This window comes from Calothrix sp. NIES-2100, assembly GCF_963875285.1.
Taxonomy (GTDB): domain Bacteria; phylum Cyanobacteriota; class Cyanobacteriia; order Cyanobacteriales; family Nostocaceae; genus Aulosira.
In genome coordinates, this window is record NZ_CAWNLA010000001.1 from 6,719,230 (window position 1) to 6,737,684 (window position 18,455).

The following is an 18,455-nucleotide window of genomic DNA, read 5'->3' on the forward strand; positions in this document are numbered from 1 at the left end:
AAAAGGATTAAAGTATTATCGCCTAAACACTTAAAATCCTCTTAAAATAACACTGATTTCCGCAAATTTGCCTTACTTACTGCCAAAAATCGGCAATATGAACTAGATAATTAAGGTCATGGAACTTTAGGGTTAAGCATCTTAAAGCACAAAAATTTTACTACCTACAGAGCGTTTATCTGAGAATTTAAGAGTAAAATAAAATACTTATGTTCAATATACCATTTCACGGTTGCAGGGGAAGCATTCAATTACTCAAAATCCCACGCTTCATGCCTGTATTGCTTTTGGTAGAAGATATTTTTGGTTTATTTATCTGTTTAGAAATTACATTTTGGTTACGGTTGGGTAAGCCAGTATTTTTTAATACAGAAATTTCAATATTTATACTTATAGTGCTAGCAGGGCTTTATCTAGCAGATACTTACCATCCAGATACGCAAATAGCAGGTTTGCGTGCTCCTGCTCGCATCGTGATTAGTACTTCCATAATTGCTGGCATTACCTCTGCCCTAATTTACCTGTCTGGGACTTGGAATCAGTACCCGTTTGTGGGGCGAGGGATTTTGCTAGTCAGTTTGGGAATATTTACAATCTGGGCGGTAATATCAAGGTTATTAGCGGTTAGGTGGTTGCGATCGCACGCTGAGCAAAGTCTGTGGTTAATGCTGGGTGCTGGTGAAAGTGGCATAAAATTTGCCCAAATGTTGTTAGAGCAGAACCCACTGGGACGCTTGGTAGTTCTGGCAGAAACTAGTCAAGATATTACTGAATTAGCAAAAACAGCATCTAATTTAAGTTATGGAGGTAGTATTAAAGACTTACCTGCTTGGAGTCAGAATTCTTGGTCAGGGGTGGTAGTAGCCACTCAAATGGATTTTTCCGAAATCCAGGTGCAGCAGTTGATGCAACTAAGACTGCAAGGTATCCCAATTTATCGGCTACCTGATATTTGCGAAACCTTATGGTATAAACTTCCATCCTGCCTACTGGAGGATAGCTGGTGGGCTTTTAGTGCTGGTTTTAACTTAGTCTCTAGTGGTATTAGTTTGAAGTTGAAGCGCGTGGTAGACCTGATACTGGCAGGGCTGTTATTAATATTTTTATTTCCACTGATGCTCTTGGCAATGGTGGCAATTAAGTTGGATAGTCCAGGTTCAGTTTTTTACAGCCAAGTACGCACTGGGCTTTATGGCAAGCCATTTAGGGTTTACAAATTTCGCTCCATGTATAAAGATGCAGAAAAGTGGGGGGCACAATGGGCAAGTCAACGCGATCCGCGCATTACCAGAGTAGGATACTTGCTGCGAATCTTACGCATTGATGAACTGCCGCAGATTTTTAATGTACTACGGGGAGATATGAGTCTGATTGGCCCGAGGCCAGAACGACCGGAGTTTGATGTCAAGCTAAAAGAATCAATTCCGTATTATGAACTACGTTATTTAGTCAAACCAGGTATCACCGGTTGGGCGCAGGTACTTTATCCCTATGGTGCTTCAGTGGAGGATGCTTCCGAAAAGCTAGCTTACGACCTCTACTACATAAAAAATTATTCTCTATGGTTAGATATAGCGATCGCTTTTAAAACTGTCCGGGTTGTTTTGTTAGGTAAAGGTAGATAAAATTACTAAGTGGGCATGGGGTATTGGTGTTAATATTTTGTTACATAGTTATGTGGAATTGGCGAGTGATTGAGAACATCAACAGCTAATTTGATGATGCAGGTGTAGGTGCAGGTGTAGGTAAAAGATAAATTCCCCCAGAAATTAATGTCAGGATCACGGAAACCCAAAAAGCAATCAAAGCTAGGACTTGCCAATCTGGTGGAAGGGGTGCTATTAAAAGTGCGATCGCAATAATTTGACTGACGGTTTTGAGTTTACCCCAAATGTTCGCCCCAGTAATTTGAGTTTGATTTACTCGCCAACCGGCGATCGCTAATTCTCGCGCTAAGATCAGAAACACTCCCCAAGCGGGGACTTTGCCTAATTCAATCAACACCATCAACGGCGCAAGTACTAATAATTTATCAACCAAAGGGTCAAGAAATTTACCTAAATCGCTAATTTGGTTGAGTTTTCGTGCTAAATAGCCATCTAACCAATCAGTCAATGCGGCGACTAAAAAAATTGCCAAACATATCCATTTAGCTTGAGTTGTGGGATTGTATAAGCCGTAAAGCAGAAATGGTATCCCTAATAAGCGCGAAAAGGTAATCCAGTTAGGTAGGGTCATAAACAATTTAAAATTCAAAATTATATTTAATGTAAATTAAAACTGGAAACCCTTGTAATTTTATTGGTATGGTTAGTGTCTAATTCTTTAGCCAGGGATATGATTTCGGTTAGGGGATTGGTAGTTTATGGGTTTATTTTAACCCTGGTCAGAGAAGAGCGATCGCTTGCTCTAAATACCATAGGCAGTGTACTCTGCAATACACTGCTTATACATGACAAACAACGCCTCACAACTTAGCCTTCATATTTTATTAGCAGCAATAAACAACCAAGATTTAGATCCACTTGGTTGGATTTATTTCTATCGACAAACGATGACAACAGCACAGGGTGATTCAAAATTTGAAGCTATGCCACAAGCTGAGATAAAAGCTCCTCCCATCTTGCTAAAATCATGTTTGTGTAATCTTCGCGATTAATCTTATATGCTCCTATAGCAAAACCATCGTTCATCTCTACAAGAGCAGTTTCTCCAGAATCTAAAACTCCAAAATCAATTGCATACCCTGCATAGGATTCTCCCACATTATCCAGAGTTTTGATAGCGCACTGAACTTTTTCAATATCTAGTAGAACATTGGTGTTTCCGTCATAATGGTCGATACTTCTAATTTCTGAATGAACAACATAGACACGATACTCACTCAGCCAAGATACTACTTCTGAACACAGTAATTTTTCTTGACGCGATACTCCGTAAATTCGATACAAATCATATTCTGATTCAAAGACACAACCTGTGAAGCGTTTGCGGCGTACAGCAGGTTTAGCAAATATTGCTGAATATTTGGCGTTGCAAAGTCCCTGTTCCAACTCTAACAGCGTAGATGTCCATATCCGGCGGTGCATGAAGTTGCGCAGAGAGAGGGGATAATCGTTTGGTAAAGGTTCTGGGATACCAAGCTGTTTTAATGCGCCTAAAATACACGGCATATCACCCACGACTAAAGATTGATCATCGAGTGCAAGTTGTCGCCTTTGAATACGCTTTTGGGTATAAAAAGTAATGGGGATACCACGTTTTCTCAGTTCTTCAGTAACAAGTTGCTCTTCGTGTCGCAGTTTTCCATTACCCTGTTCTTGAATGAAAGCTTGAGAAATCAATGCTAGCTCACAAATTTAATCAGATACTTTCTTTATATGCTAATAAATTATTTTTGCACCGCAGAGTACGCGGAGGAGGACACTTGCGTGGGCGGCTTTGCCGACTTGAGCAAAGTGTCCGTGGCGCAGAGAGAGAAAATTGAGTTTTCACATCTTCGCCTAGGCGTGGGATGATCTTTGTTCTGAGATTGTCTAAATTATCGGCACTATGACTCAACAAGCAGACTCACAATTTCGCATCGAACGAGATTCGATGGGCGATCGCCAAATTGCAAGTAGCGTTTATTACGGTATCCAAACGCTGAGAGCTATCGAAAATTTCCCAATTAGCGGACTTAAGCCGTTATCTACTTACATAGATGCTTGTTTAATAATTAAAAAAGCTACAGCAATTGTTAATGGTGAACTGAGTTGCATTCCCCTAGACATTAGTCAGGCAATTGTGCAAGCATCTGAGGAGATACTTGCAGGAAAGTTACGCGATCAATTTGTGGTTGATGTCTACCAAGCTGGTGCTGGTACTTCTCACCACATGAATGTGAATGAAGTGCTGGCGAATCGGGCTTTAGAAATTTTGGGGGATGAAAAGGGCAATTATAAAAGAGTAAGTCCGAATGACCATGTAAATTATGGGCAGTCTACCAATGATGTGATTCCTACGGCAATTCGCATCGGTGGGTTATTGGCTCTTACGCATACATTACACCCAGCTTTGGATAATGCGATCGCATCCCTGGAAGCCAAAGCCACAGAATTTCAAGATATCGTCAAATCTGGCAGAACTCATTTGCAAGATGCTGTACCTGTGCGGTTGGGTGAGAATTTCCGCGCTTGGGCGTATATCCTTGCAGAACATCAAAACCGGATTTACACCGCCTCTGGGGATTTGATGGTGTTGGGTTTGGGTGGAAGTGCTGCGGGTACAGGTATGAATACTCATCCCCGTTATCGGGCGCGGGTGGTGGAAGTTCTCTCGGAACTGCTAAATACACCTTTGGAACCTGCACCTCATTTAATGGCCGCGATGCAAAGTATGGCACCATTTGTGAATGTTTCCGGTGCTGTACGCAATTTAGCTCAAGATTTAGTCAAAATTTCCCATGATTTGCGACTGATGGATTCGGGGCCGAAAACTGGATTCAAGGAAATTCAACTACCGCCAGTACAACCGGGTTCTTCGATTATGCCAGGAAAGTATAATCCGGTGATGGCAGAGATGACATCAATGGTGTGTTTTCAAGTTATGGGTTATGACAATGCGATCGCACTGGCAGCCCAAGCCGGACAATTAGAATTAAATGTGATGATGCCCCTAATTGCCTATGATTTGATTCATAGTATCGAAATTTTGGGTAATACCATCGCCGCCCTGACGGAACGTTGCATTAAAGGTATTACCGCTAACCAAGAACGCTGTTTGGCTTATGCTGAAGGTAGTTTGGCTTTAGTTACTGCCCTCAATCCTCATATTGGTTATCTCAATGCGGCGGCTGTAGCTAAAGAATCCTTAGAAACTGGTAAATCCTTAAGACAGATTGTTTTGGAAAAAGGACTCATGAGTGAGGCGGAATTAGCCACTGTATTAAATCTTGAACAAATGAGTGGTATCTTACCCCTCACACCAGAAACAGACAAAGTGGATTAGAAAGATAATAGGAAGATACACGAAAGAAGAATTTCTTCTTTCTGTGATCTTTACTAATCTGAATTTATTATCCATGCAGACCCAAAAACCATCGGTCAGTTTAATCCGTGCTACTTCTTACGAACGCGAGTCTTTACGCGAGTCTTTAGCAACGCTGCTGGAACCTTTTGGGGGAATGGCAGCTTTTGTCAAAAGTGGCGATCGCGTCTTACTCAAGCCTAATCTCCTCACTGGGTCACGTCCTGGTAAAGAGTGTACCACGCGCCCTGAACTGGTTTACGCAGTTGCTCAGATGGTCATAGAAGTTGGGGGGAAGCCATTTTTAGGCGATAGTCCCGCTTTTGGTAGTGCCAAGGGTGTGGCAATAGCCAATGGTTATGAACCAATTTTAGAAGAACTCAAGCTGCCAATTGTGGATTTTCACGGACAGCGTTACGAAACTGTCAGCGAAAATTTCAACCATCTGTTGTTATCGAAAGAAGCAATGGCGGCGGATGTGGTAATTAATTTACCGAAAGTCAAATCCCACGCCCAATTAACATTGACTTTAGGCGTAAAAAACCTTTTTGGTTGCGTTCCTGGCAAAATGAAAGCTTGGTGGCACATGGAAGCAGGGAAAGATGCTAACCGCTTTAGCGAAATGTTGGTAGAAACAGCTAAGGCTATTAACCCCACCTTAACTATTTTAGATGGCATCATCGGTCATGATGGCAATGGCCCTAGTAATGGAGAACCTCGTGCTTTGGGTATTTTAGCAGCGGCAGCCGATGTATTTGCCTTAGATCGGGCAATGGTGGAAATTCTCAATGTTCCACCCTCTCAAGTACCCACCGTTGCAGCTTCCCAAAGATTAGGACTATGTCCAGAATTGGCTGATATAGACTTTCCCCACTTAGAACCTGATTTACTAAAAATAGAAGATTGGCGATTACCAGACAAGTTAATCCCCATCGATTTTGCTATGCCGCGTGTGATTAAATCTACTTTTAGACACCTTTATATTCGGTTTATCAAAGAACCGATGACTGCTTACGGTAGACGTTAGTTCAATAATTGCAATCTTGACTACAAAAATCTCCACCTTGTAAAGAGTAAGCTATATCTACCCTCCGATTGCTTAACTAGACCGCCCTTGTTTAGCGGCGGTTTTCTCATTGATAAGTTGGCGATAGAATTATTTATATAAAGTTTTTTCTATGCTGAGCATCCTCTCAATTATTGTTCTATCTCCTCAAGAGGATTTTTGGCGCAAATTTCTCTATGCAAGGCTGTTATTTGAGAAATCTACCTATCTATAGATTTACAAAAGAGAAAAAATATTATTTATTATCGGTAAGCTAAATTCGCAACTGTTGTGGGTGCAATAACTGAATTAATACCTCTAGCTAATATATATCTATCTGTATTTATCCGGTGTAAATTCATGGGTAAAAAATCGACCTTAGCAGTTAGTCCGAACGCTGAAATCCCTTTCAGTATAACCACTGTTGAATTGTTCATAAACATGACGCATAATCAGTGCTTCTGCGGGATTGATGTTAGGTAGCACAAATTCAGCATTTATCCTTAAAACTACCTTAGACAAGCTATTTGAAGATGTTATACTGTGGCAATAAATCCCACATTGCTTTGTTTAATCGGCAGTAATAATGTAATTTATGATGCTGGATTAAAAATTATGAACAACCCACAAATTCCACCGTAGAGACAGTAATAATTAATATTAATCAGCACCTAAATGAGCAAAATGTTTGTAATTAACTAGGTGTTAAATTTCTCAGGTAGCAAACAGATATGATGACAGCGATCAAACTAGTTAAGATTTTGTGTGAATTCAGAATTTGTAACTGAGAAATAGTTAAAATAGTAGCAATACTCTCTCGACGAGAGCAAAACTCGAAGTGATTTGGTGAATTTCAAATTTTTTGTATGAATTCAAATAGCCAGTCTGCCAATACCGATACATATTCCCATAGGTTGGCAGACATTGTGGGAACTGCGATCGCTCTATTAACTTTGACAGCACCCGTATTTGTCATTGCCCACTATTCTTCAAAGAACTTACCCTATAACCAGCCACCGCTGACTTATAACATGCCCAGAACGGACGATTAAACGCTCTCATCAAAAAATATTGAGTAATCATACTCAGCATAAAAATAGTAGGGTGGACACTACCTAAAACTTCAGACTCAGGGTTTGAAAAAAAAGTAAACAGTGCCCACCTGATAAAAACCAATCAATAAGCGGAATTTAGATCCCCGACTTCTTGTAGACACCCTCCAGGTGGCTTACCCTAGGATAGAAGTCGGGGATCTGAGCAATTTAGCTGCCTCAGAAAAGAATACTTTGGGATGTGTCCATCTTGGCCATAAAATTCTACACGGGGAGCCTAAATGATTGCACCCAAAATCTACTTGTTAAAAGAGGAGCTTTTTTGTGGATTTATCCCGTATCCCAGCCCAACCAAAACCAGGTTTAATCAACGTTCTGATTGAAATTGTCGGCGGGAGTAAAAATAAATACGAATACGATAAAGATCTCCAAGCGTTTGCCCTAGACCGGGTACTGTATTCTTCGGTACAATATCCTTATGACTATGGCTTTGTACCCAATACTTTAGCTGATGACGGCGATCCTTTAGATGGTATGGTCATCATCGATGAACCAACTTTTCCTGGCTGTGTAATTGCTGCACGACCGATTGGCTTTTTAGAGATGATTGATGGAGGCGATCGCGATGAAAAAATTCTTTGCGTCCCGGACAAAGACCCGCGTTACGCTCAAATAAAATCTTTAAAAGACCTACCATCACACCGTTTGGATGAAATTGCTGAATTTTTCCGCAGTTATAAAAATTTGGAAAAAAAGGTAACTGAAATTCTCGGTTGGCAAGATGTTGATCAAGTAACAGCATTAGTAGAAAAGTCAATCAAAGCTGCTCAAGCATAATCGCTTAAAGTAGTGGGTAATCTTTCAGTTGTCAGTAATTCAGAAATTGGCTTTTGCATTGTTGACGATTGATTCATTACCCATTACTCACGAGAAACTCCCACAATGAGGGCATGAAAATCTCTCTTAACAGTCAACAGTCAACCGTCAACAGTCCATAGACGACAATATTTTTAAGACAGTATACTCAATAAATCAGAAAATAAACAACTTTTGCTATTGACAAAAAGCAAAAATTGATACATAAACCCTAAATCAAATGCTGCGAACTCTCCTTTCGGCAAAAATTCACAACTGTACCCTGACAGGGGCAAATGTTAACTATGTAGGTAGTATTAGTATAGATGAAATTCTGTTGCAAAAAGCTGGCATTTTACCCTACGAACAAGTACAAGTAGTTAATAAAGCCAATGGCGAGCGCTTTATTACCTATGCAATAACAGCTCCAGCTTACTCAGGAGTCATTGAACTAAATGGGGCTGCCGCACGTCTAGGCATTATAGGCGATCGCCTGATTATAATGGCCTACGGGCAGTTCACACCGGAAGAGTTAAAAAATTACTCGCCTACGGTTGTCATTGTAGACGAAAAAAACCAACTGGTGGAAGTACGGCACTACGATGACCTGCTCACTAAGGTCTAAAGAATGCGAGGAAAATGTCAAATCTTGAGCTGTCGGGTTCCCAAAGCTACTTAACTGAGAAGGAAACTACCCCACTCAGTCATCCAGCCACAGAATTTTCTGTGCAATTCTGGGGTGTTAGAGGCTTGATTCCCACCCCAGGAAACAACACCAATCGCTACGGTGGAAATACTGCTTGTGTAGAAATGCGTGTAGCCGGAAAAGAATTAATTTTTGATGGGGGTACTGGTCTAAGAGTACTGGGTAAAACTTGGCAGCAACTGCAACAGCCAATTGAAGCGCATTTATTTTTTACAAACTCCCAATTAAATCGCATTCAAGGGTTTCCTTTTTTTGCTCCCGCATTTATCGCCAAAAATAGCTTCCACATCTACGGTACAGCCGCCTCAAATAGCGCCTCGATTAAGCAATGTCTCTATGACCAAATGCTCCAGCCACACTTTCCTTATCCTTTACAGGTGATGCAATCACAATTGCATTTCCATAATCTCACTTCAGGTAACAAGGTCACCTTAGAGGATGTGACGATTAACACAGAATTGATCAATCAACATCAGCGATCGCTTGGCTATCGAGTCACCTGGCAAAATTTTAGCGTTGCTTACATTACAGATTTGCCCAAAAATCCTGATCAAGTAGAGCAAGAACGCATTTTACAGCTAATTACAGGGGTAGATTTATTCATTGCTAACGGTACTTATAATCCCCCGACAGCGCACAATCATGATTTAGCTGATTTGCAATGGCAAACAGCTGTGGATTTAGCTCATCATGCGGCGGTGAAAAGCTTAGTCATCTCTCATTATCATCCAGATGACGACGATGATTTTCTCGATGGCGTGCAATTTGACGTTAAGTCCGTATTTCCCAAAGCATTGTTAGCCTCTGAAGGAATGATTTTATCGTTGTAGGGCATGGGGCATTGGGCATTGGGCATGGGGCAACAGTCAACAGTCAACAGTCAACAGTCAACTCTTCAAACAGTCTGAAATGCTGTTTGTGCTAGAGAATTTACTATCTGACTGAGTTGTCGCAGTTTGTCAGCTACAGCACCACTTGTTAATAATTCTTTGGCTGTGGCTATACCCGATCGCATATCTGGACAAACGCCACTTTGCCAAAGGTAAAATCCGCCATTCCACAAGGCTGTTTGCGTTAATTCTGTGGGTTCACCAGCTAAAACTGCTTGCATTTGGGTAAGTAGTTCTTCTGTGGTGCCCAGGGGAACATTCTTAGTCGTAAAATCATAATCACGGGGTACGAGGTGCAATCTTTCTAGCTGTCCTGATGGAGTTGATAAACCAATAATCGCTGTGCGATCGCGTGGTAAATCGCAACTCCCTTCTAATCCCTTCACTAATGTATATTTTGTGATATTTTGCAAAGCTAGGGTTACTTGAAACAGCGTTTCTGTAGGTGGATGGACAAACCCTGGAATCATATGCACATCGCCGGCGTAAGGACACCAAATTAGCTCCATTGTTGCCAATGGTGGACGTTTGCCGAGTTGGTCGCGGTAATCCCAAATACTTTGAATTAAGGGAAAATGCACAGGTGTATAAACAAAGCCAATTCCTGTTTGCTCAAATACTTGCTGGGTTTTTTCGAGTGACAAGTTTGTCCAATCAACTCCTAGTCCCTGCCAAATTTCTACAAGAGGTAGACCGTACTTAGTCGGAAAGCGATCGCCTCCATGCATCACCACTGGTTGATCAACAGCAGCTAATAGTAAAGCCGCGATCGGGCTAATTGGTGCGGTACGTGTTCTGCCATCATAGGGTATACCTAAGACTATGACTGTTCGTCCAGCCCCGATTGGTTGGAGTTTAGGCCCTAGTTCATTGTACGCATCTAACATTCCCGCTAACTCATCTGCTGTGGGACGTTTGATACGATGGGCAATTAGAAACGCCCCGATTTGGGCAGGAGTTGCTTCACCTAGCAACATCATTTTAGTAGCTGTTGCCGCTTCAGTACGAGTTAAATTCTCTCCTGTGTGATTTCCACTCCCTACCTTTTGCAGAAATTGCCTAAATACTTTGGTCATTTGTCCTTTGTCATTTGTCATTTGTCATTTGTCCTTCGTCTTTTGGGCGTTGCATAATTGCCAGATGATTTTGGAATTTGCATTAATCATAATTACCCTGTCTCTAGGTCAGCCTCAATCATTCCATTATTCAACAACGCTGTACTTTGTGAATCACGGACCATGACCAATGACCAATGACCAATGACTAATGACCAATGACTAATTGACTGTTAAGACGCCGATCGCTGTTGATTAATTTGCGGGGGGATATTGTCTCGCACCAGTTGCCAAAAGTGGTTGATTGGGGGAATCTGGAGGCGATCGCCTGTTGTGACCATGACTACCCGACGGGTCAAACTAGAAGTGTCAGGTATAGTACCATTACTATTACTGGCTAAAGGGCGGACTGCCAAACTGGGGTCAAGTCGCGCTTCTATTAATGCCGAATGCGGTAGCAAAGCTATCAGTTCTCCTTGACGTACCACTCCCCGGAAAGCATCTAGAGTATTTACCTCTAAAGCTGCTTGGAGTCTGGCTTCTAGTCGCTCAAATCGATCTTGGATTAAGCGTTGCATCCCATAACCATCTTTAAATACCACTTGGGGATAACGAATTAGCTCAGACCAAGGGATACATTCATATTGGGCTAGTGGATGTTTAGCTGCGGTGAGAACTTCTATCGGTTCTTCATACAGAACTTCTACCACCATTTCCCGGCCAGTAGTTAAAAAGCGATTGTTCATCACAATTGCCAAATCTACCAATCCATCTTTGAGGACTTTTAGGGCGCGATCGCTACCCAAGGAAGTTACCCGCAATTGTACTTCTGGATAATCACGACAAAATTTTTGCAACACTGGTGGTAGGTACGAAGCGCACATTGAGTGAATGGCTGCAATGCACAATTCTGGCTGCTTACCTGCGATTAAATCTGTCAATTCTTCGGTAGCAGTTTGCCACTCTTGACAAATTTTCCGCACGCGCGGAAGCAACCTTTCACCTCCCAGTGTCAACTTGGCGTGAGTGGTGCGATGAAACAGTTCTATCCCCAAATCTGCTTCTAAAGCCTGGATTTGGCGACTAATGGTCGATTGGGTTACCCCACAATGTCGTGCTGCTTGTTGAAAGCTGCCGGTGTCCGCGATCGCTAAAAAAGCTTGCAACTGCTCTAGTCGCATTTTTTTGTAGCCTGAATTACATTTATGGCCTTCATTAACTTAACGGTTTTTTTGCTTCAATTTGGTACAGTTTGTTACAAGTGGTTGGCTTTGCAATATTTTAATAGAAATTTTTCTACACTCAGCACTTAAAGTTTTGGGCATTGGGCATTGGGCATTGGGCATTGGGCATTGGGCATTAGTTCCCCTTGTCCCCCCTGCGCCTCTGCCCCTAGCCCTGGTTCCCCTAGCCCCTAGTTCTTTGAGCTTGCTCTATCGCCTGTAATAATTCATTGATAGTGTAGGGCTTGTGCAAAAATATATTGATGTCGGTAAATTCGGCCAGCTGACTCTTGGCGGAAATACCACTCATCACAATAATTTTGACTTGCGGATTCATTTGTTGTAATACCTGGATGGTTGTTAACCCATCCATTGACGGCATCATCATATCTAGCAAAACCAAGCTAATTTTATCTTGGTGTTGGTTGTACAATGAAATTGCCTCAATCCCATTGCTAGCAGTCAGAGTTTTATAGTTGTAGTCTTCTAAAGATGTTTTAATAATCTCTAAGATGGCAGTTTCATCATCGACAACGAGAATTGTTTCTCCTTTGCCATTGTGTAATTCCAAATTTTCTACTGGCTGGCTGATGTGTTGGGAACCAGCAGGTAAGTATATTTGAAATTGCGTGCCTTTGCCGAGTTCGCTAGAGACGTTCACAAAACCACCGTGATTTTTGACAATACCAATCACTGTGGACAGACCTAGCCCTGTACCTTTGCCTTGTTCTTTAGTTGTAAAAAATGGCTCAAAAATGCGATCTAAAAGATGGGGAGGAATACCCAATCCTGTATCGGTGATTGTGATAACTACATATTGACCCACCTGAGCATTCAAATGCATTTTGGCATAGGTCTCATCAATCAGAATATTTTCTGCTTGCAGATGCAAAGTACCACCGTTGGGCATAGCATCACGAGCATTCACACAAAGATTCATTAATACCTGATGTATCTGAGTAGCGTCTGCTAAGACAGTCCAAAGATTGGTTTGTGGGACATTGGTATTGATAATAATCGATTTGGGAAATGTGCTTTTGGTAATATGTTGAATTTCCGATAGCAGAGGTTCTATTTGTAAAGGAAAGCGTTTGCCTTCAGATCCTCTGGCAAAGGTGAGAATTTGTTTTACCAAATCAGCACCGCGTTTAGAATTATTTTCGATGATTTTTAATAATTGTTGATTGCGTGCATCTAAATTGTGAAGTTTGAGTACTAACAATTGAGATGAAGTGAGAATCGGTGTGAGAATATTATTGAGATCGTGGGCAATGCCACTAGCAAGAGTACCCAGGCTCTCTAGGCGCTGGGCACGGAGAAATTGAGCTTCGAGTTGTTTTTTCTTGGTGATGTCGGTGTTGACAATCAAAATGGATTTGGGATTTCCGGCTTCATCACGTACCAGTGTCCAACGTCCTTCGACAACGATATCTACACCATCTTTGGTGACTTGATGCAATTCACCATGCCATTCGCCTTGCTCAACAATTTTTTTGAGAGCTGCTTCCAGTTCTGGTGAGAATTTTTTATATAATAAATTATTAGCATTTTTACCGATTACTTCCTCTGCCGACCAGCCATATAAACGTTCGGCTCCTCGGTTCCAAAACAAGATTTCCTGTGATAAATTGCGGACGACGATCGCATCTGTGGCTACATCAAGCAAAGCCGCTTGTTCAAGAATTTTCTGTTCCGCTTGTTTGATGTCGCTAATATCCATGTCTATGCCAATCATCCGCACGGCTTTGCCTGTTTCGTCGTAAAAAACTTGGCCTTTCGTAGCTGCCCAGCGAATGTCACCATTGGGCAAGACAATCCGGAATTCCATGTTGTAATTTGTTCGTTGTTGAATTGATCGCATAACTGCATGACGAACCAATTCTCGGTCTTGGGGATGAACTTGATTGATAAAGGTTTCATAAGTCCCATCAAATTGATCCGGGGGAAAACCAAACATCGCAGGTAAGTTCTCAGAACCAGTAATTTTGTTTTCGAGAATATTCCAGTCCCAAATCGCTGTTTGGGCAGCTGACAAAGCTAATTTTAGTTGCACTTCACTGTTGCGCAATGCTGCTTCTGTCTGTCTGCGCTCTATTAGTTCAGTTTGTATCTGCTGATACAGTTCCGATTGCTGGATCGCAATACCTACCTGAGTTGACAATTGATTCATTAAATCAATTTCCCACTGCTGCCACAATCGGGGTGCAGAACATTGATTGACAACTAACAATCCCCATAAATTTTCTCCTTGCAAGATGGGAACTGCCAAGTTTGCCTGAATTTGAAATTGAGCGAGTAAATCGCAGTGACATTGGGTGAGGCTGGTTGTGTAAATATCCGCTACAGCGTGGATACGACCTTGTCTGTATTCCTCGCCACCAGTTTCCATAAAATAACTGTCTTTGACTTGGACATTGAGTGCAGAAGTCCAACCTTCACCAACAGCTTCCACTACCACAGTCCCGCTGTAATCGGCTTGAAAGCGATAAATAAACACTCGATCGGCTTGCAGGAACTGGCGGACTTCAGCCACAGTAGTATTTAAAACTTCCTCCAAGTTCAGCGAAGCGCGGATACGCTGGGCGATCGCGGTCATTAGTCGCTGCTGTTCTGTGTGCTGTTGCAGTGCTAACTCGGCAAATTTGCGATCGCTGATGTCCCGCAAAATGGAAAGATGGCGATGAGGCAGAAAGTTAGCTGATGCCCCATATTCCACCACGCGGATAGTACTATCGGGACGGAGGAGGCGAAATTCCCCAGTTTCTTTCCCGCTTGCTTGAAAGTCTTGCCATGCTTGGATAAAATCAAAACCAGGTTCGGCAAATTCTCCAATAGTGCGACCTAAAAGATCAGTCTTGGACAAGCCAAACAGGTTACAGGCTGCTGGGTTAGCGTCTACATAAGTGCCATTATCATCGGCAATTACCATAGCGTCATTCGCACCTTGAAATAATGCTCGCAGTTGCAACTCGCTAGTTCGTAGTTCTTCTTCTGCCTGCTGGCGTTCAGTTAAATCGATACCAGTGCCAATGACATATTCTACCTTCCCTTGTTGATCGCAAATTGCAGTATTAGACCAGGCAATCAACCGACGATGACCCTGTTTTGTTAACCAATAGTTTTGGTATTGGTTAGGAAATTGACCTGCTTGGATTTGGTAGAAAACAGCTTTGACAGTTTCTATTTCTTCTGGAACTAAAAACACGTCCCAAAAATGCTTACCTTTAACTTCAGCAAAGGAATAGTTGGTTACAGCTTCACAGGTTTGATTAAAGCGAAGAATTCTTCCCTGTCCATCGAGTACCACGACAAAACAGCCAACTGTATCCAGGATGGCAGAAATAAAGTCACGCTCCTGCTGGAGATTTTCTTCTGTTTCTTGGAGTTGAAGAAATGCATGTTGGCGATCGCTAATTTCCTGTTGCAAAAGTGCGTTGGCGCGGGAAAGCTCTGCTGTGCGCTCTGATACTCGTATCTCTAAATCATCAGTAGCTTTGCGTAGCTCTGCTTCTACCTGCTGGCGTTGCACAATCTCTTGCTTTAATTGCTCGTTGGCTTTTTTTAATTCATCTGTCTGTTGTTCTACCCGTTGTTGAAGTGCGGTAATTACAGCAGACATTTCCAGCGGTTCAAAAACCTCCAAAAAGCTTGTCTGAGTGAGAATTCCCCGCAATTCCCCTTGCTCATCAGTTACAACTAATCGGCGGACATGGCGACGCTGCATTTCTTGATGAGCAAACCATAAAGAATCTGTTGGTTTCAAGCAAAATAAAGGTGTGCTCATCAGATTTTCCGCCGGGATGTCAGCTAAATCTAGCTCGAAAGCCTGAAATTGGACAATATCCCGCTCGGTAATAATTCCTATAGGTAGCAGGGGAGAATTAGAGTCCAACTGTACCCCTGCTGTTTCCACGATCGCCACACAACTAACTTTATGAAAAGCCATAAGTCGAGCTATATCCAACACCGATGCAGTTCGCTGTGCATGGATTACCTGCGTTGTCATCAAATCGGCAACATATCGCAGCTTGAGAAAATTGGCAGGTTGCAGTACTTGACGGATAGTATCAGGTGTAATGTATCCTAGCAGTTGACTATTGTCATCCAATATAGGTAAATGGCGAATCTGATGCTGATGCAAGAGCGACACGACACTGAACAGATCCTGAGCATCAGACTGCTTAAGAGTAATAACTTTCCTCGTCATTACTTCCGCAATTTTCAACCTAGATAAGTTAACTTCACCAGCAGTTATCCTAACTACATCCCGTTCTGTAAAAGTTCCTACTAACTGCGACTCCTCAACCACAAAAACACAACTAGTTCGTTGCTGACTCATCAGGACAATAGCATCGATTACAGAACTATCTGGTGTAACTTTTAAGGGCGAGCGATTTAGACAATCCTGGGGAATTGGTAAATTCAGAGACTTAGGGCTAAATTCATCATTATTTTGGGCGGTGAGTGACATCATCTGGAGTGTGTTGGCTTTGAACGACTAGCTTGTAATTCGGTTTCTATAGTTGATGTTGCCTAATTATTACGTGTGCTTACAAAAATTATCTTTAATGAAAAGTATTTCAGCCATTTTAATTAATAAGCCGAATTGATCGATTACGCGACTATGCCAAAATGCGTGATGAGATAAATCTAAAAATGGTCGATGATTCTTCTTACCAATATTTTTCAACGCTTTTATAAAATTGAGAAAAGCGTCAAAATCAAAACTCAGCTTGCTCGATATTTTTGGGAAAAAAAGCAAAAAACTATGTAATTCTTAATGAAATTATATGATTTGTAGCAAGTTGTTTTATAGAAATAAGTTTATCACTTCCAACAGCAAAATTTGCGTCTACGGTTTTCCAGGTTGTTAGCCAGATAGGGAATGTAGCTGCAAAATTAATAGCATGAACCAGTAGCCCGATCTACTTGGGGACTTACTCGTAAAAAAATATTCCATTGCTATTGTTCACAGTTAACGGTTGACGGTTCACGGTTAACAGTCAACAGTCAACAGTCAACGACTTTAACGGAATAATTTATTTTTTGGAGTTCCCTTGGAGATCATCACCATTCCGCCAAGGCGATCGCAACTCCTGTTTGCAAATCGGGGGCGATCGCAGTATCATTCGCTAACAGCTGTAATTGTTGATGGGCGATTTCTGGGGCGAGATTTTTCAGGGCGGCGATCGCATGGAGTCTCACCTGGGCTTCTGGATCTGCTAGTAGTAAAATCAATGGTTCAATTGCCTGTATTTGACCTAACTGTCCTAAAGAAAGAGCGATCGCACTTTTAATATAGGCAATTTTTGTCGCTGGATGCTTTGATTGCACCATTTCCAGTAAAATTTCTGCGGCTATTGTAGTTAATTCTGGTTTTTGTACCCGCCCTAAAAAGGTGACAACTTCCTGCCACAATCTTTCTGATGTAATTTGATCCAATGCTTGTTGGAGATATTTCAAACCAGAAGCAGTCTCTAACCAAATTAAAGCGCGAATACTTTCCAATTGCAGCTTTACAGGTGAGTGGGGTGATATTAGCACTGGAAATAAGTACTCAGCAGCTTTGTCACCACCCATCCGCGACAAGGCTATAGCTGCTGCACAAGCTACATCTTCGTTTAAGTCATGGAGTTTTGGTTGCAGTTGCGTCACCAAATCTAATGTTTCGCATAAGTCAGCGCGGGAAGCTAAACCCTGCACAGCGGCGAGTCTCACTGGAGTAGCGAAATCGTCCAAAGCCTTTAACAGTAATGGTGGTACACGTTCATCATGGAAACTGCTGAGGGCTTCAATTGCTGCTGATCTGACTGCGATTTCCCTATCTTCTACCACAGTTAACAGCGGTGCAATGGTTTCTTTGCGCCGGATGTAAGCAAGCGATCGCACTGCTAACAGCCGAGTATTTTCCTCTGCTAATAGTTCAGTAAGTTCCGCAATAGCCAGAGTATCCATTTGACCCAAAGCTGTAGCCGCCATTAACTTGAGTTCTTGATTGTCGCTGTTTTTCAACAATTGCACCAAACAAGCAATGGTATCTGGGTGCTGAAACTCGCCCAATATCCGCGCCGCATACCACCGGACTTCTTCTGTGGCATCTTCATCTTCTAATATTTCGATTAAGGGAGCGATCGCCATATTTCCCAACTGGGTAAAAACTTTGGTTATATCCCAGCGTTGCTGAAAATCCCCCTCTTCTAAAATCGCCAGTGCTAATTCTAGAATATTCTCGCGATTTTTAACTATTTCTGGATTGTTAGAGTCTGCTTTTTGAGTCAACTGTTGTAAATATTGAATCAGCGATGACCAATCAGCTGCGTCATGTGCTTCTTGCGCCTGCACCAAAAGCTGGTTGATGTTATTCACAACTCTTCAAAACCCCTACACTGCTAATTTGCATCTTCTCATATAGGACTACTATTTGATTTTTGAAAAGATACGTAGTAGACTGACACGACTAAAATGATGCATTAGACGTAGCTTGGGTTGAGGCGCAAGCGAAACCCAACAAGAATCTATGTGTTGAGTCTCATTTTTCGCTACGCAACGCTAACGCAAACGACCCAACCTTGTATCTTAGAAACAGTAGTAGGGTGTCAAGGCTAAAATAGTGCATTAGGTG

14 protein-coding genes are annotated in these 18,455 nt (G+C 42.0%); 7 read left to right on the forward strand and 7 right to left on the reverse strand.

Annotated elements, in window-relative coordinates:
- Positions 1 to 209: 209 nt before the first annotated feature.
- Entirely contained in the window at positions 210 to 1,625 is a 1,416-nt protein-coding gene (locus tag AACU32_RS27320) for a sugar transferase (protein WP_096604294.1), read from the forward strand.
- A gap of 85 nt (positions 1,626 to 1,710) precedes the next feature.
- Here the strand turns inward: AACU32_RS27320 and pgsA are convergent, their stop codons facing one another.
- Both pgsA and AACU32_RS27330 read right to left on the reverse strand, forming a co-directional pair.
- Complete coding sequence (gene pgsA / locus AACU32_RS27325; RefSeq protein ID WP_096604295.1) at positions 1,711 to 2,238, reverse strand: CDP-diacylglycerol--glycerol-3-phosphate 3-phosphatidyltransferase; 528 nt, start codon at positions 2,236 to 2,238, stop codon at positions 1,711 to 1,713.
- Between the two features lie 350 nt (positions 2,239 to 2,588).
- Positions 2,589 to 3,344: an ATP-grasp domain-containing protein gene (locus AACU32_RS27330; RefSeq protein WP_096604296.1), complete on the reverse strand. Its 756-nt coding sequence runs from the start codon at positions 3,342 to 3,344 to the stop codon at positions 2,589 to 2,591.
- Between the two features lie 208 nt (positions 3,345 to 3,552).
- Here AACU32_RS27330 and AACU32_RS27335 point away from each other — a divergent pair, with 208 nt between their 5' ends.
- Together AACU32_RS27335 and AACU32_RS27340 are read left to right on the forward strand one after the other, a co-directional pair.
- Positions 3,553 to 4,989, forward strand: coding sequence for an aspartate ammonia-lyase (locus AACU32_RS27335; protein WP_096604297.1), 1,437 nt, complete (start codon positions 3,553 to 3,555; stop codon positions 4,987 to 4,989).
- A gap of 73 nt (positions 4,990 to 5,062) precedes the next feature.
- Positions 5,063 to 6,034, forward strand: a complete 972-nt coding sequence (locus AACU32_RS27340) for a DUF362 domain-containing protein (RefSeq protein WP_096604298.1) — start codon at positions 5,063 to 5,065, stop codon at positions 6,032 to 6,034.
- Positions 6,035 to 6,315: 281 nt separating this feature from the next.
- Here the strand turns inward: AACU32_RS27340 and AACU32_RS27345 are convergent, their stop codons facing one another.
- The gene (locus AACU32_RS27345; protein ID WP_339378316.1) at positions 6,316 to 6,489 is read right to left on the reverse strand and encodes a hypothetical protein; all 174 of its coding nucleotides are present in this window, start codon (positions 6,487 to 6,489) and stop codon (positions 6,316 to 6,318) included.
- 429 nt (positions 6,490 to 6,918) lie between these two features.
- Between AACU32_RS27345 and AACU32_RS27350 the strand changes: the two genes are divergently transcribed.
- The 4 genes from AACU32_RS27350 to AACU32_RS27365 all read left to right on the forward strand — a co-directional run bounded on the left by AACU32_RS27350 (position 6,919) and on the right by AACU32_RS27365 (position 9,495).
- Complete coding sequence (locus AACU32_RS27350; RefSeq protein WP_096604299.1) at positions 6,919 to 7,104, forward strand: hypothetical protein; 186 nt, start codon at positions 6,919 to 6,921, stop codon at positions 7,102 to 7,104.
- Positions 7,105 to 7,428: 324 nt separating this feature from the next.
- Positions 7,429 to 7,941 (forward strand): inorganic diphosphatase, encoded by a 513-nt coding sequence (locus tag AACU32_RS27355; RefSeq protein ID WP_096604300.1) that lies wholly within the window; start codon positions 7,429 to 7,431, stop codon positions 7,939 to 7,941.
- A 259-nt stretch (positions 7,942 to 8,200) separates the two neighbouring features.
- A complete protein-coding gene (gene panD / locus AACU32_RS27360; RefSeq protein WP_096604301.1) occupies positions 8,201 to 8,584 on the forward strand; it encodes an aspartate 1-decarboxylase in 384 nt (127 codons plus the stop codon).
- 14 nt (positions 8,585 to 8,598) lie between these two features.
- Positions 8,599 to 9,495, forward strand: a complete 897-nt coding sequence (locus AACU32_RS27365) for an MBL fold metallo-hydrolase (RefSeq protein WP_096604302.1) — start codon at positions 8,599 to 8,601, stop codon at positions 9,493 to 9,495.
- 65 nt (positions 9,496 to 9,560) lie between these two features.
- On the opposite strand, the gene AACU32_RS27370 is transcribed toward AACU32_RS27365, so the two are convergent.
- From AACU32_RS27370 to AACU32_RS27385, 4 genes are all read right to left on the reverse strand, one after another.
- Complete coding sequence (locus tag AACU32_RS27370; protein ID WP_096608199.1) at positions 9,561 to 10,631, reverse strand: anthranilate phosphoribosyltransferase family protein; 1,071 nt, start codon at positions 10,629 to 10,631, stop codon at positions 9,561 to 9,563.
- A 212-nt stretch (positions 10,632 to 10,843) separates the two neighbouring features.
- Positions 10,844 to 11,791: a LysR family transcriptional regulator gene (locus AACU32_RS27375; RefSeq protein WP_096604303.1), complete on the reverse strand. Its 948-nt coding sequence runs from the start codon at positions 11,789 to 11,791 to the stop codon at positions 10,844 to 10,846.
- A 226-nt stretch (positions 11,792 to 12,017) separates the two neighbouring features.
- The gene (locus tag AACU32_RS27380; protein ID WP_096604304.1) at positions 12,018 to 16,307 is read right to left on the reverse strand and encodes a PAS domain S-box protein; all 4,290 of its coding nucleotides are present in this window, start codon (positions 16,305 to 16,307) and stop codon (positions 12,018 to 12,020) included.
- 593 nt (positions 16,308 to 16,900) lie between these two features.
- Positions 16,901 to 18,199 (reverse strand): HEAT repeat domain-containing protein, encoded by a 1,299-nt coding sequence (locus AACU32_RS27385; RefSeq protein ID WP_096604305.1) that lies wholly within the window; start codon positions 18,197 to 18,199, stop codon positions 16,901 to 16,903.
- Positions 18,200 to 18,455 lie beyond the last annotated feature (256 nt).

Coding starts and splice junctions, on each gene's coding strand:
- AACU32_RS27320 (WP_096604294.1), top strand. CDS start 210: ATGTTCAATATACCATTTCACGGTTGCAGGGGAAGCATTCAATTACTC.
- pgsA (WP_096604295.1), bottom strand. CDS start 2,238: ATGACCCTACCTAACTGGATTACCTTTTCGCGCTTATTAGGGATACCA.
- AACU32_RS27335 (WP_096604297.1), top strand. CDS start 3,553: ATGACTCAACAAGCAGACTCACAATTTCGCATCGAACGAGATTCGATG.
- AACU32_RS27340 (WP_096604298.1), top strand. CDS start 5,063: ATGCAGACCCAAAAACCATCGGTCAGTTTAATCCGTGCTACTTCTTAC.
- AACU32_RS27345 (WP_339378316.1), bottom strand. CDS start 6,489: ATGAACAATTCAACAGTGGTTATACTGAAAGGGATTTCAGCGTTCGGA.
- AACU32_RS27350 (WP_096604299.1), top strand. CDS start 6,919: ATGAATTCAAATAGCCAGTCTGCCAATACCGATACATATTCCCATAGG.
- panD (WP_096604301.1), top strand. CDS start 8,201: ATGCTGCGAACTCTCCTTTCGGCAAAAATTCACAACTGTACCCTGACA.
- AACU32_RS27365 (WP_096604302.1), top strand. CDS start 8,599: ATGTCAAATCTTGAGCTGTCGGGTTCCCAAAGCTACTTAACTGAGAAG.
- AACU32_RS27370 (WP_096608199.1), bottom strand. CDS start 10,631: ATGACCAAAGTATTTAGGCAATTTCTGCAAAAGGTAGGGAGTGGAAAT.
- AACU32_RS27375 (WP_096604303.1), bottom strand. CDS start 11,791: ATGCGACTAGAGCAGTTGCAAGCTTTTTTAGCGATCGCGGACACCGGC.
- AACU32_RS27380 (WP_096604304.1), bottom strand. CDS start 16,307: ATGATGTCACTCACCGCCCAAAATAATGATGAATTTAGCCCTAAGTCT.